This window comes from Phycisphaerales bacterium (assembly GCA_020852515.1).
GTDB lineage: Bacteria > Planctomycetota > Phycisphaerae > Phycisphaerales > UBA5793 > UBA5793.
In genome coordinates this window covers 384,011-398,168 of the sequence record JADZAS010000013.1, presented here as the reverse complement: position 1 = coordinate 398,168, position 14,158 = coordinate 384,011, and the positions used below count along the sequence as shown (strand labels likewise).

At 64.9% G+C, this 14,158-nt stretch carries 13 protein-coding genes and 1 tRNA gene; 9 read left to right on the top strand and 5 right to left on the bottom strand.

Going from position 1 to position 14,158, the window contains the following annotated elements; all coding sequences use genetic code 11:
• Nucleotides 1-26: 26 nt before the first annotated feature.
• A tRNA-Thr gene (locus IT430_07800) sits at nt 27-99 on the bottom strand.
• A gap of 228 nt (nt 100-327) precedes the next feature.
• Here IT430_07800 and IT430_07795 point away from each other — a divergent pair.
• The gene (locus IT430_07795; protein ID MCC6907826.1) at nt 328-954 is read left to right on the top strand and encodes a type 1 glutamine amidotransferase; all 627 of its coding nucleotides are present in this window, start codon (nt 328-330) and stop codon (nt 952-954) included.
• Between the two features lie 29 nt (nt 955-983).
• On the opposite strand, the gene IT430_07790 is transcribed toward IT430_07795, so the two are convergent.
• Both IT430_07790 and IT430_07785 read right to left on the bottom strand, forming a co-directional pair.
• A complete protein-coding gene (locus IT430_07790; GenBank protein MCC6907825.1) occupies nt 984-1,259 on the bottom strand; it encodes a TlpA family protein disulfide reductase in 276 nt (91 codons plus the stop codon).
• 39 nt (nt 1,260-1,298) lie between these two features.
• Nucleotides 1,299-2,024, bottom strand: coding sequence for a redoxin domain-containing protein (locus IT430_07785; protein MCC6907824.1), 726 nt, complete (start codon nt 2,022-2,024; stop codon nt 1,299-1,301).
• Between the two features lie 193 nt (nt 2,025-2,217).
• Here IT430_07785 and IT430_07780 point away from each other — a divergent pair, with 193 nt between their 5' ends.
• The 8 genes from IT430_07780 (at nt 2,218) to IT430_07745 (ending at nt 13,289) form a co-directional block, all read left to right on the top strand.
• A complete protein-coding gene (locus IT430_07780; protein ID MCC6907823.1) occupies nt 2,218-4,011 on the top strand; it encodes a VCBS repeat-containing protein in 1,794 nt (597 codons plus the stop codon).
• A 213-nt stretch (nt 4,012-4,224) separates the two neighbouring features.
• The gene (locus tag IT430_07775; protein ID MCC6907822.1) at nt 4,225-5,973 is read left to right on the top strand and encodes a hypothetical protein; all 1,749 of its coding nucleotides are present in this window, start codon (nt 4,225-4,227) and stop codon (nt 5,971-5,973) included.
• Between the two features lie 108 nt (nt 5,974-6,081).
• Entirely contained in the window at nt 6,082-7,554 is a 1,473-nt protein-coding gene (locus tag IT430_07770) for a PAS domain S-box protein (GenBank protein ID MCC6907821.1), read from the top strand.
• A 213-nt stretch (nt 7,555-7,767) separates the two neighbouring features.
• Nucleotides 7,768-8,574, top strand: a complete 807-nt coding sequence (locus IT430_07765; protein ID MCC6907820.1) for a hypothetical protein — start codon at nt 7,768-7,770, stop codon at nt 8,572-8,574.
• Nucleotides 8,575-8,820: 246 nt separating this feature from the next.
• The gene (locus IT430_07760) at nt 8,821-9,807 is read left to right on the top strand and encodes a hypothetical protein (GenBank protein ID MCC6907819.1); all 987 of its coding nucleotides are present in this window, start codon (nt 8,821-8,823) and stop codon (nt 9,805-9,807) included.
• 127 nt (nt 9,808-9,934) lie between these two features.
• A complete protein-coding gene (locus IT430_07755) occupies nt 9,935-12,031 on the top strand; it encodes a S9 family peptidase (GenBank protein ID MCC6907818.1) in 2,097 nt (698 codons plus the stop codon).
• A gap of 383 nt (nt 12,032-12,414) precedes the next feature.
• Complete coding sequence (locus IT430_07750) at nt 12,415-12,870, top strand: hypothetical protein (protein ID MCC6907817.1); 456 nt, start codon at nt 12,415-12,417, stop codon at nt 12,868-12,870.
• A gap of 29 nt (nt 12,871-12,899) precedes the next feature.
• Nucleotides 12,900-13,289, top strand: coding sequence for a hypothetical protein (locus tag IT430_07745; GenBank protein ID MCC6907816.1), 390 nt, complete (start codon nt 12,900-12,902; stop codon nt 13,287-13,289).
• A gap of 164 nt (nt 13,290-13,453) precedes the next feature.
• Here IT430_07745 and IT430_07740 read toward each other — a convergent pair whose 3' ends face one another.
• The gene (locus IT430_07740; GenBank protein MCC6907815.1) at nt 13,454-13,681 is read right to left on the bottom strand and encodes a hypothetical protein; all 228 of its coding nucleotides are present in this window, start codon (nt 13,679-13,681) and stop codon (nt 13,454-13,456) included.
• 15 nt (nt 13,682-13,696) lie between these two features.
• A complete protein-coding gene (locus tag IT430_07735) occupies nt 13,697-14,146 on the bottom strand; it encodes a PIN domain-containing protein (protein ID MCC6907814.1) in 450 nt (149 codons plus the stop codon).
• Nucleotides 14,147-14,158 lie beyond the last annotated feature (12 nt).

Sequence of the window (14,158 nt, the reverse complement as noted above, 5' to 3'; positions counted from 1 at the left end):
TGTGTCGGAGTCGGGCGAGGACTCAAAGCCACCGCGGGGACTCGAACCCCGGACCTGCAGATTACAAATCAGCCGCTCTGCCAACTGAGCTACGGTGGCGCAGGGCTCACATTGTAGTTCGCAACGCCCCGCCGGCAGGTGTGCCGCGGGGCCACCGCTTGGAGTGGCCCCGTCCGGTCGCGGCCGACGCCGCTGCGGGGGCATCCGAACCGCGGCAATCAATCACATCGCCTTGCTGAGCGAATCACCTATCACCTCGGCGGTGCATCGGCGCTGCAGCGCGGCGCGGCGCCCTGCTACATTCCCGCAAAGGAGGCCCCTATGGCCATGAAGCAATCGAAGCAGGATTCCGGCCGCAGCGATGACCGGAACCAGAACTCCAGCGGCAGCGGCTCAAGACTCGACGGAAAGACGATCGCGATCCTCGCCACCGACGGCTTCGAGGAAAGCGAACTCGTCGAGCCGCAGAAAGCCTGGCTCGACGCCGGCGCGACCGTGCACGTCATCAGCCCCAAAGACGGCAGCATCCGCGGATGGCGAGATGACAACTGGGGCGATGAGGTCGACGTCGATCGCACCCTCGACGACGCGAATGCAGATGATTATGACGCGCTCTTCCTCCCTGGAGGAGTCATGAACCCGGACCAGCTTCGCATGCGCGAAGATGTGACGACCTTCGTGCGCGAGTTCTTCAAGAAGGGCAAGCCAGTCGGTGCGATCTGCCACGGCCCGCAGATCCTCATCGACTGCGGCGTGATCGAAGGGCGCACCGTCACGAGCTATCCCTCGATCAAGAACGATCTGAAGAACGCCGGCGCGCGCTGGACCGATCAGGAAGTTGTCGTGGACGCGGGCTTGGTCACCAGCCGCACCCCCGATGATCTGCCCGCGTTCATCGACAAGATGATTGAAGAAGTGCTGGAAGGCAGACACGCGGCCCAGGCCACCGCCTGAGCGGGTTCGGGATTCAGGGCATCGCTTCGCTACTTCGCCGGCGAAGCGGCCTTCACGAGCCGTTCGATTGCTTCATCGAGATTCCCGCGATCACCCTCGGCGATGATGCCGTTGTGATCGATGAGGTAGACGGTCGGCCAGCCGCGCACGCCCCAGCGCGTGGCGATCGGTCCGCCCGTACCGCCGCCGTCGAAGAACGAGGGCCAGGTGAGATCCTTCTCCTTCATCACGGTGCGCAGGAATTCGAGCGTCGGGTCGCTGTTGACGCCGACGATGGCAAACGGCTTGTTCTCATACTTCTGCACGAGCGACCGCTCGTGTGGGTACATGGCCCGGCAGGGGCCTCACCAGTCCCCCCAGAAGTCGAGCAGCACCACCTTCCCGCGGTAGTCGGACAGCTTCATCGGCTTGCCGTTGTGGTCGATGCCTTCGATCTCCGGCGCGGGCTTGCCGGGCGCAAGGTCGGCCGGGGAGAGCGGGTTGAGGTACGCCTCGGCGATGGCGCCGTAGGTGGTCTCGCGCCACTTCACCTTGGCGAACTCGGTCGTGAGCAGCGCAAAGTGCTCATTCGGCGAGCCGTCTTCGTTGCGCGCCGGCGAGCCTTGCGCCAGGCCGAAGTGCGCCGCAGCCTTCACCTGCGAATGCGGAGAGACCTCCAGCAGCCGGTTGAACAGCGTCTCGCGCTGCTCCTTGCTGAAGTTGTACTTGTACTCGACGAGCAGGTCGAGTTGCGGCGACTTGGGATGACGCTTGATCAGGTCTTCGGCCAGCGGCATGGCGGCCTCGTTGACCTTCTCCATGCTGTTGCCCTCCCGCAGCCACCACGTCTGCTGAATGAGCCAGAGCGTCGCGCGGGCTTCGGGTTCGGTGCCGCGATGCTCTTCGATGAACTTCTCGAAGCGCGGCAGGAAGGCGCGGTAAGCCTCGGGGTATGCGAGTTCAGACGCCTCGTGTTCGGCGAGCAGCGCATCGAGTTGCTGCTGCACCGGATCAATCCGGGCGTCCTGAGCCGGCACGGCGGCAGAACAGAGAAGTAGAAGTAAGACGCCAAAGAGCACGGTTGCGCGCATCAGGCACCTCCCTGGGATGCACCATCGTACCGCCCGTGCCGTCATCAAGCCAGAGATTGATCGCGCCGGGCCTGCACGGTACCGTCCCGACCTGCGCGCCGCCGCGTTCTCAGGAATACCTGCAACCCGGCGGCGGTTGGGCATGTTCACAACGTGTGGACTGTTCCGATCCCGAACCTCTGGAGGAGAGCCCATGATTCGCAGGATCGCTGTCATCAACTGCCGGGGGATTCTCGCCGCCGCCGCGCTGGCGCTGTGCGGCCAGGCCGCTGAGGCCCAGAACATCAGCGTCATCAACATCGCGCCCGCGTCGAATTCGCTCAGCGCGCCGGTTGATGCCAGCATCAGCGTCACATTCGATCAGCCTGTCGATCGGAGCACGATCACCGCGGCGTCCTTCTGGGCGTTCGGGCGCTGGAGCGGCACCGCTTCGGGATCGTTCTCGTACTCGGATCAGGATCGGGTCGTGACGCTTACGCCCGATCAGCCGTTTTCAGCCGGCGAGACGGTGATGGTGATCCTCTCGCACGATATCCGCGGCGTGTCCGGCGATGCGTTGCGCGCTGCAGGTTACTCGCACCTGTTCTGGACGCGGGCCCAGCCGGCCGGCCTCGGATTCGAGCCGGTGCAGACGCTGAGCACGCGCACCAATCCGAACGCGCGCACGCGCGCCTATGGCGCACTGGCGACGGATCTGAACGGCGACCGGTTTCTCGATCTCACCACGGTGAACGAAGACTCGGCCGACCTGCGCGTCTTCATCAACAGGGCCGAAGGCAACTGCCAGTTCGACAACTTCAGCGGGCCGTACCCCGTCAACCGCCGCGCGAGCCCCAACGAGCCCGCCGACTTCAATCACGACGGCTTCGCCGATGTGTGCGTGGCCAACATCAACACGAACACGATCTCAGTGCTGCTGGGGCGCGGCGACGGCACGTTCCAGCCGCAGACGCAGTACAACGTGGGCAGCGCGCCGCGCGGCATAGCGGTCGTTGACGCCAATGGCGACGGCCACATGGACATCGTCAACACCAACTCGAGCAGCAGCAATCTCTCCACGCTCATCAATCGCGGCGACGGCACGTTCAATCCGCCTCAGTTCTTCGAGGGCGGCGGGTCCGGCGAATACGGCCTGGCCGCGGCGGACATGAACAGCGACGGCATACTCGATCTCGTCGCCAGCACCGTCAACTCAACCCTCATCGTCGTCCTCGCCGGCAACGGCGACGGCACGTTCACGCTTGCCTCGTCGCGTTCGAGCGGCGGCTACACGTGGATGGTCGCGCTGGGCGATCTCAACGGCGATGGAAACGCCGATGTCGTCGGCGTGAACGCCTTCTCGCCTGGCGCCGGAGTCGCGCTGCTGGGTGACGGCGCGGGCAACCTCGCCCCGGCGACCAGCTATGTCACCGACGAATTCCCACTGGCGACCGATCTCGGCGACCTCGATGGCGACGGCGATCTTGACTGGATCAACGCGAGTTTCAGCGGCGACTGGAGCCTGTTCATCAATGACGGCGCGGGACAGTTCTCGTTCCTTCGCGAGTTCGCGGCCACCAGCGCCGCATCCTGCTCGGTCATGTTCGACGCCGACAACGACGGTGATCTCGATCTCGGGCTCATCGATGAACTCGATGACACCGTGCAGATCCTCCGCCACGGCGCTGCTCTATCGGGATTGCAATTGTCGCTCGTGGGCGGGTGTCCGGCGCAGGTGACGGTGGCGATCTCCAACGGCTCGCCGGGCTCGCGCGCAGCGCTGCTCTTTGCCGAGTCGACAGGCGGCGCGCGCATCCCCAACGGCGCGCCGTGCGCCGGCACGATGCTGGGTCTCGACAACACCGCGCGGCGCCTCACGGTGCTGCGCTTCAACGCATCGGGCATCGCCAACGTGCAGGGCAGCGCCGACAGCGGCGCCTGCGGCAAGTACCTTCAGGCCATCGGCCTGGGCGACTGCGGCACGAGCAACGTGCTCCAGATCCGCTGAAGCGCTCCGCACTGGGCCGCACAACGCGGCCGCGCCCGCGCCGCACAGCCACCTATACAGATGGTTGTGCGGCACTCGATGCGCAAGGTTGGACAATTTAATCCGCCTCACTTGACAATTCCCCGCTGATCGCCAGACTATCGGACGTGGCAAACCGCCCTTCTGCGCGTGGCGCGCGGGGGCACCGAACCAAACCAACAAGAGGAGAGAGCAATGAAAAGTGCACTGGCGCTGTCTGTGGCGTTGTCCATGTTTTGTTCCGGGGCATTGGGCCAGAGCGGCGAGGTGGCGGCGCCGGGCCGCAACGGAGGCCCGCCGCTGGCGACACCCGACGCCGCGCCCATGCTCGGCTACTACACCGATGCCATGACGATGTTCAATCATGGCAACGACAGCACACCCGCCGCCGACTCGATGCACGGCTGGCAGTTCGTTCCGGCAGAGAACATCGTCGTCACGCACCTGGGCGTGTGGGATCGCGATGACGATGGCATGGACATCGAGCACCGCATCGGCATCTGGCGCACCAGTGATCAATTGCTCATCGCTGATGCGACCCTGCCCGCGGGCACGGGTTCCGAACTGAGCAATCACTACCGCTGGGTCCGCGCGTCCGGCCGTCTCACCGCGGGCACGAACTACACCATCGGCTATTACTCCGCGGTCTCGAACACCGACGGCATCGTCGTCGATGCGTTCGGCGAGGACATCTTCGATCCGCTCATCACCCACGTCGGCGACGGCCGCTTTGAAGCCAACTCCGGCGGCTTCCGTATGCCCACGCAATCCACCACCTTCGACCGGTACGGGCCCAACTTCCGCTTCACCCGGCCTGACTGCACCTCGGCCGACTTTGACGAACTCACCGGCTCGGGCATCGTGTCCGCGGGGACCGGAGGCGTCGCCGACTGGGGTGCCTGGCGCTTCTACGAGACGCCGCAGTCCCCGTACACCGCCAAATCGCCCACGCAGCGCGTCTACGTTCCTCAGGGTCAGTCATCGCGCTTCTCCTTCGGCCGTCCCGTGATCGTGCAGGGCGCCTGGTTCTCCGGCCCATCAGGACACGCGCCTATCCGCTTCCGGCTGTATCGCAACGGCGGCCTCGTCCACACGAGCGCTTCAGTTACAACCGACGGCAGCGGCATTCCCCAGTATCGATCCACCGGCTACAACGGCGAAGTTGACGCCGTCGAGTTTGACGGGGACCTGGGGTTCTTCGTGATGGACAATCTCGTCTACTGCGAAACCTGCACCGTCGTCAGTTTCGACAATCTCGCGGGCAGCGGCACCGTCTCGAACGGTTACGGCGGAGTCGCGACCTGGACGAACTGGCGCCACTACGAATCGCAGCAGGATCCCTACACGCCCAAGTCGCCAGCGCAGCGGGCCTATGCCACCACCGGGACGACGGGCAGCCTCCACTTCGGCCGCGATGTGCGCGTCGAAGGCGCCTGGTTCTCCGGCGCCACGGGTACGGAAGTGACCATGCGCCTCAAGCGCGCCGGCGTGGTGGTGGCGACCACGGCGACGCTGAACATGAACGGCGACGGCGTGCCGCGCTGGATCGATGCCGGGTACGAGTTCCGCGTCGATGAGATCGAGTTCGTCTCGCCGCTCAACAACTGGACGATGGACGACCTGACCTACTGCGAAGTGGACCACTTCGACCTGTCCATCACCGGCACGTGCCCCGGGCGCATCACCGTAACCTGGTCCAACGCGCGGCCGAACGTCACGCTGGCGCTCGTCTTCGCCCGCAACCTCGGCAACTTCGAGATTCCTTTCGGCCCCTGCCAAGGGACCTACCTCGGCCTGGGCAGCCAGAACATCCAGTTGATCAACACGTTCAGTTCCGGTACGGGCAATCGATCCGTCTCGGGCAACACCCAGGCGTGCGGCGACTACCTGCAGATGCACGACATTCCCGCCTGCGACACCAGCAACTACGCGACCATTCCGTAACTCGGTCGCACATCGAGAGGCACAGCCAGCCCCGCCTCCAACCGGAGGCGGGGCTCTTTCATGGGCACCGTCGTGCGACGGGCCGCACCCCGGCTCGTAAGATGATGCATGTCGAGCCACAGTTCCGGTGCGGCCGTGGAGCCTGTGCAGGCCGTCGGCGATGACAAATCGGCGACGATTCTCGATGCGCTGCGCCACGCGGAGGGCCGCCTCGCCGTGCTTCTCGAACGCCTGCACGACCTGGTCCTGTATGAGACCGACGGCGGCCGCGACTTCATCTCCAACAACGTGCTGCACCTGCTGGGCTACGCGGCCGAGGAGTTCGTGGCCGATCCAGCCCTGCTGCTCTCGCTGATTCACCCCGAGGATGCGGACGCTCTCCGCGAGCGCGTGCGCAGGTGGAAGGCGCACGGATCGATCGGCGTACTCCAGTCGCGATTCCGAGCCCGCCGCCGCGATGGCGAGTGGATCTGGCTCGAGAACCGGATGGTGCACGTCACGCCCGAGCGCGGCGAGCCGTATACGAGCGGCGTGCTCGTGGACGTCACACGGCGGATTGAGACCGAGGCGCAGGCGCAGGCCGGGCAGGAGCGGAGCACGGCGCTGCTGGCCGCCCTGCCTGACTGTATCTTTCTTATCGATCGCGACGGGACGTATCTCGACTACCACGCGCCTCCGGGTGCGCGGCTCATGGCCGAGCCGGAGTATTTCCTCGGCCGATCCATGCGCGAAGTCATGGTCGGCACCGACATCGACGCACACCAGCGCGCTCTGGAGCGCACCCTCGCCCACCGCTCCATGCAGATGTACGAGTACGAAGCGCGCCACTCGGGTGAGAGGCGGCACTACGAAGTGCGCATGGTCCCGTGCGGCCGCGACCGCGTCCTGGCCATTGTGCGCGACATTTCGATGCGCAAGCGCGCCGAACAGGCCCACCGGCAGAGCATCGAGCGGCAGCATCGCATGCTGAGCGAACTCGACCACCGCATCCGAAACAACCTCGCCGCGCTCATCTCGCTCATCGATCTCACTGCCGGCGAATCCGGGCAGACGGTTGAGTCGTTCGCGGCCACGCTGCGTTCGCGCGTGGCGGGCATGGCCGGCGTGCACACGCTGCTCTCGCGCGTGCACTGGAGCCCGCTGCGCCTGGCGGAACTGGTGCGCTCCTCGATTCTCCCGGACCTCGGCGGCCGCGTCGCCTCCAGCGGGTCGGAACTCCGCGTCGTGCCGCGGCAGGCGATTCCGCTGGCGATGGTGATTCAGGAACTCATGTTCAACAGCATCAAGCACGGCGCGCTGGGCTGCGCCGGCGGCCGCGTCGGCATTGACTGGTGCATCCGCAGCGCCGAGTCGGTGGCGGACACCATCGCCGTCGAACTCCGCTGGCGCGAGTCGGGCGGCCCGCCCCCCGCACTGCCGCCGCGCCTCGGCGCGGGTACCAGCCTCCTTACCGGTCTGGTCACGTTCGAACTCAATGGCCGGCTCGACCTCTCCTATCCGCGCAGCGGAGCCGATCACCTGATTTCGATGGCGCTCGACCGCGAGTGGGAATCCCCTCCGACGGCGGGGCGGGAGCGATAACCCTGCCTCAATTCCCGGCGGAGCCTAGCCGCGGCCTGTCGAGGTAAAGGCGATCAGGACCGCGGGTCAAGCCTTTTCTATTTTGTTTGAAGCAGGTGGCCGAATCGTGTTGCTTTTTCCCGGATGCCGGTATGATTAATGCTCGCATCGCCGAACTGTTCGGCGGTTCGAGCGTGAATCCCACCACTTGAGGATTGAGAAGGAGAAAACGAGATGAAGAAGATTCTGCTGTCTGCTGCGCTTCTCGCAGCCACCTGTGGCGTCGCCAACGCGCAGTGCAACATCGATCAGAACGCCTCGACCAACAACGCCTACATGGCCGCGTTCTCGCAGGGCGATCTGGCCCAGTCGTTCCAGCACCAGGTCGCCAACAGCATCTGCGGCGCCGGCATCTTCCTGCAGGCCGGCATTGGCGGCACGGACAACGTGACCATCGAACTCTGGACGACCCTGCCCAACGGCGGCGGCCAGATGCTCGCCACCGGTTCGGCTCAGGGCACCTCGGGCAACTGGGTCGACGTGTCTTGGGCCCCAGTCGCCATCAACGCCAACACGACCTACTACCTGCGCTTCACCGGCAATCAGACCCTTGGCATCTCCGGCGACATCGCCAACGGCTATCCCTACGGCCAGGTCTACGCCAACCCGGGCTACGGCTCGTTCCCCGGCTTCGACTACACCTTCCGCACCTACAGCACGCTCGGCGGCCTGGGCCTCACCCTCCGCGGCCAGTGCCCCGGCACGATCACCGTCGCCTGGAGCGGCGCGACGCCCAACAAGCCCATGGGCATCGTCTTCGCCCAGAACACCGGCGCCTATGTGATCCCCGGCGGCCCGTGTGCCGGCACCCAGCTCGGCCTCGGCACCCAGCAGCTCCAGTTGGTCAACCAGGTCAACACCGGCAGCGGTAGCGGCCAGGTCAACGGCCAGGCCGGCACCGCCGCCTGCCGCGGCTACATCCAGCTGGTCGTCGTGGACGCCAGCCCGTGCACCACGAGCAACGTTGCTCAGCTCCCGTAATCCCTTCGGTCGGAGCGTGAGTTCCACGCGTCCATCGACAGCGATTCTCCGCAGCCCCGCCCCCGTGGCGGGGCTGCACTTTTCTGGCGCTCCAGCCGGGACGGTCGCCGCCGGCCATTGACAGACGCTGCTGCTTTCAGTTACCATGGGCGCATCGGCGAGCCGCGGGCCGGGCGAACACGCGCAGCCGCGGCCGCCACGAGTGCGATCAGCCGCCGGGCCCATGCCCGCGAGAGGAGAAGTGCCATGTCCATCCGTTCATTCGCCGTCGTGTGCGCCGCCGCAGCCATGCTCATCGGTTCTGCCGGCGCTCTGGCCCAGCAGCGCCTGCTCTGTTCGCAGGAGCGGCACGGCTTTGGCTTCGGCTATGGCGACTACCGCTACGACAACTTCACCGTCGAGATCGACCGCTGGTTTTCCGCCGTCGACATCGCGCCGAATCTCGAAGACTACGCGCAGATGCTCCAGTACGACGCGATCATGGTGCAGATCCGCGAGTGGAACGCCGTGCTCACGCTGACCGAGAAGACCAACCTCACGCAATACATCGCCACCGGCCGGCGCGTGCTCATGATCGGCGAGAATCCGTCGCTGTGGTACTCGTGGAACAACGATCTCTGCACCGTCGCCGGCGGCTCTTCGACCAACCAGGAATCCAACGGCGTGTACAACGTCGCCAACCAGGTTCCGATCCTCACCGACGGCGTGACCTCGATCGAGATTCCCAACGGCGGCATCGCCAGCGGCGGGCTGAACATCTTCACCACGAACACCGCCACGCTCTGGTCGGGCAACGGCACCGACAACGTGCTCAGCATGCTCGACGTGAACGTGTTCGAAGACGACCGGTGGAACACCCTCGACGGCGGCGTGTTCGCAGCCAACGTCGCTCAGTGGCTCGGCTCGGGTGGCGGCGGCGGCGGCGTGGGCCTCTCCATTCGCGGCCAGTGCCCGGGCACCATTACCCTCGCGTGGAGTAACGCCACGCCGAGCCGGCCGCTGGCCATCGCCTTCGCCAACAACACCGGGTCCTTCGTTCTGCCCCAGGGTCCGTGCGGCGGCACCCAACTCGGTCTGGGCACAGACAACCTCCGCCTAGTCAACACGATCAACACCGGCAGCGGCAGCGGGCAGGTGAACGGCCAGGTCGGCACCGGCGCGTGCGGCGGCTACGTGCAACTCATCGTCGTGGAAAGTCCCTGCACCACCAGCAACGTCGCGCAGATTCCATAGCAGCATCCGCAACATCTTCTGCTTCGCGCACAACGCCCAGGGAATGCCCTCCCTGGGCTTTATTCTGCCGCGCGCATCGGGCGTAGCATGATCGTCCCGTCAGACCGCCGCAAGGAGACGCCCGATCATGGCTGCATCACGCGCAAAGCGCAACGGCAAAGTCCGCGGCAAGCGCCGCACCACCTCGCGCCGCGCCAGCTCGCGCCGGCGTCTCATCACCGCCGAAGATCTTCTGCAGTTCCGCTGGCTTTCCGATCCGCAGATTTCACCCGACGGCCGGAGCATCGTCTTCGTCAACAAGACCGTCGGCGAGAAGAACGAATACGCGCTCAACCTCTGGATCGTCAGCGCCGACAGCAAGGGCAACTGGACTGAGCCCCGGCCGTTCACATCCGGCAACAAGGACCGCCACCCGCGCTGGTCGCCGGATGGCTCGACCATCGCGTTCATCAGCGGCCGCACCAAAGATCGGCCGCAGATCGCGCTTATCAGCGCCGCCGGCGGCGAAGCGCGCGACCTGACGGCCTTTTCCGAAGGATCGCTGCGCGACTTCAAATGGTCGCCCGACGGCAACTGCATCGTCGCCAGTTTCCGGCCGCAGGATCCCGACTGGACCAGCGACGCAAAGAAGCAGCGCGAGCAGGGGGGTAACTGCGATCCGCCGCGCGTCCTCGACGACTGGTTCTGCCGCTACGACGGCGACGGCTACTTCAACGCCCAGCGCTACGCGCTGCATCTCATCGACGCCTCGACGGGCAAGAGCCGCACGCTCGCGACGCGCGACACCACGGGCTACTTCTCTTACGACTTCTCGCCCGACGGCAGACAACTCGCCGTGACGCGCAACCGCGACCGCATGGCCTACGCACGGCCGTGGAAGGACGAAATCATCCGCATCAACCTCGCGACGCGGCGGGCCACGCCGATCCGCAACCTGCCCGAAGGCCCCAAGAGCAGCGTCGCGTGGTCGCCCGACGGCAAGACGATCGCTTACGCCGGCCGCGTAGGCATGGATGATTCGTACAGCACCGAAAACCTCGAACTGTTCATCTGCGATCCCGTCAAGGGCGAAGCGCAGAGCCTTACAGGCGGCGAAGACTACTGCCTCCTGGCCGTGTCGATCAGCGACACCTCCGAGGCTGAGTTCGCGCCCAAACTTCGCTGGGCGCCCGACAACCGGCGCATTTACATGCAGATCGGCTGGCACGGGCAGACGCACATCGCCTCCGTCGCGCGCAGCGGCGGGGCCATCGCCTTCCACACTTCCGGCGCCGCGGCGCATCAACTGAGCAACCTCAGCCGCGACGGCAGGCGCATGGCCATCGTGCGCGGCACGGCGACCACGCTCGACGAAATCGGCGTCGCCGAAACCGGCACAGCACAATTCAAGATTGCGCCCCTGACGAACCTCAACGGCCCGCTGCTCGATCAACTCAAACTCGCCGACATCAAAGAGCACTGGATCAAGACCGCCGACGGCACGCAGGTGCAGGCGTGGGTGCTCATGCCCCCCGACGCGAAGTCCGGCCGCAAGTACCCCGGCATTCTCGAAGTGCACGGCGGGCCGCATGGGCAATACGGCATCGGCTTTTTCCACGAGTTCCAGATGCTCGCGGCCCAGGGCTACGTCGTGGTCTTTTCCAATCCGCGCGGCTCCAAGGGCTACGGCCGCGAACACACCGCCGCCATCCGCGGCAGTTGGGGCGTGGCCGACTGGGTCGACATCCAGGCCGTGCACGCCTTCATGAAAAACCATCGCGGCATCGACCGCAGTCGCATCGGCATCATGGGCGGCAGTTACGGCGGCTACATGACCAACTGGGCCGTGAGCCACACCGACGAGTTCCGCGCCGCGATCACCGACCGATGCGTGTCCAATCTCGTGAGCAAGTTTGGCAACAGCGACTACATGTCGCTGCCGGATCACTACTGGGAAGGCAACGCGTGGGACCGGCCCGAAGCTCGCTGGAACGCGAGCCCGATCAAGTACTTCAAGGGCGTCAAGACGCCGATGCTCATCATCCACAGCGAGGGCGATCTGCGCTGCAACATCGAACAGGCCGAGCAGGTCTTCACCGCACTCAAGCTGCAGAATGTTCCGGCCCGCATGGTGCGCTACCCGCGCAGCACGAGCCACGGCATGAGCCGAGGCGGCCCGCCCGACATGCGCCTCCACCGCCTGCACCAGATCACCGACTGGTGGAAGCGGTGGATGAAGAAGTAACGTGCTGGACTCCCTCCTCCGGCTTTGCGGGGGAGGGCCGGGGTGGGGGCGCTCCGAATGTCCGTCCGGACGAGCCGCGCCTGTAAGGGTCGCGCGGGTATGACGGGACTTCTGCACGCCGAAGGCGTGATCGTGAGTGGCCGGGGGTGAAGCGAGTTTTCGAGCGCCACCCCCGGAAGGGTGAGTCGCGTTTCTTTGAACTCCGAAGGTGTTCTCGTGGCGTGCGGCGCAGCGTTGCGCGCCGCGCGTTGCGAAAGTGCGTAGGTCAGGTGACACCTGACAGTACGACGCGAACCGAAGCATCGGCGAGCGCGGTACGCAGACCACTGTTCGCGGCCGCCCGACCGTCAGGTCCTGACCTGATCAAGCAACTATCGTTCAGCATGCGAAGGCGCACCCTGATTGCCGGCTCAATCGTCGCCGCCGGAGCAATCCTGCTGTTGTTGCTGGACCCCACCATCTACACCGATCGCGCATTTGCCTGCGAATACACGTGCTCGCATATGGGCTATCGCGAGTGGATCTTCGGCTTCAGCACCGATGAGTGGTACAAGACGTCTCCCATTGAGACGCGGCTCGGAGGCGAGAACCTCAAGCACCACTGGGTTTCGTACGCGGGCGATGGCTACGGTCTCCTTCACAGATCGCGCGGGCACGGTCGACCCCACAGGGCCGCTTACGACACGCACAACTATTGGCCCTATTTCGAATCGCTGACTGATGAGCAGCTTCGCGAGCTGTACGAGGTGTTCCAGCGAGTCGAGGATGTCCAGCAGCGCCAAGTCTTGGATGAATCAATGGAGGAGAAGCTGTTCGAGTTCATGGATGCAGAGAAGTAAGCGCCGCCGGCAACATATGCTTATTCGCTATGTACCTCCGCTTCGTCTGTAATCGAATCGATGAAGACTCGCATCGCCGGCTCGGCGTTTTTCAGGCTGCGTTTGACCTTCTCAAGTCTGACCAGGTCATCGATGCGGCCGATCGCGCCGACATGCGGGCGGCTCTGAACTGGTATCAGGATCACCTCGATCAACCTGACCGGCTTTCGAGATCGCGCAAGCACAACGCAGCGCCCAACGCCATCTCATGGTACCGTCGAACCGCCCACAATCACATCCAGCGCATGCATCAACTCTGCATCGTCCTGAACAGGTACGGCATCGCGACCGAGATCCTCAGAACAGATCGGCCGGGCGTGATCGTGTACGAAGACGACCATCAGATTGCCGCCGTGCCGTTCCGCGACACGCCGACGTGACAGGCGGGCCAGACGAGCAGGTCAGGCGAAACCTGACAGTACAGCGCGAACCGGAGCCTCGGCGAGCGTTGTTCCTTCGTCGCCCCGCGCGGCCGCGCGTCCGTCAGGTCCTGAGTTGGCCTGGTGCCTCGCGGATTCGGCCGGTTCAAGTCGCTCGGCGGCGCTCAAGCCGCAGATGCGCCGCGCTCCCTGGCTTCGCGCAGAATGGCGTCAAGTGAAGCCAGGCCGCCACTCACCGAGTTGCACGCCCTCAGCACGTGCAGTTCGTAAAGCATGTCGTCCGTCGGATAATCAGCTCGGAACATCTGCTCGAGAAGGCGCAACTGCTCGGTGCTGATCCCAGCCGCTCGGGCAGCAGCCGGATAATCGAAATAAAGCGGCTCACCGTTCACAGCGGATTCTAGGCTTCAAACCTCTGGTGGAGCGACGATTTCGATGGACTGAAGTCCCTGCTCCGCGTTGATTGCGTTTACCGCCGCCCGCCGCCTCCGATTGACCAAGTGTCGGAAATTCCAGGAAACGAGTACTTCACACTGCGTCAAAACGGCCGCTGCCACATGGAGGGCGTCGATGACGACTGACTCTCCGAAAACCGCCGCATCCACGTATCTCCGGGCAAGTGATCTCATCTCGCTCGTGAGTGGATGAATCATGATCTGCGGAAGAAGGCGCAACATCTCACCACGGCGGGAATCATCCCGTGTGCTGACGATTTCGATCCGAATCGCCTCGCTCGAGCAGATCTCAAACTCGTCCAGACGCAACCAGAAGTCACGGGTCATCTGTGCCCTCTCTGGATGCCGAAGATCATCGAGGGCGCTGATCACCGAAGTGTCGAGGTATATTCTCTGCTTCATCGTTTGCTAATC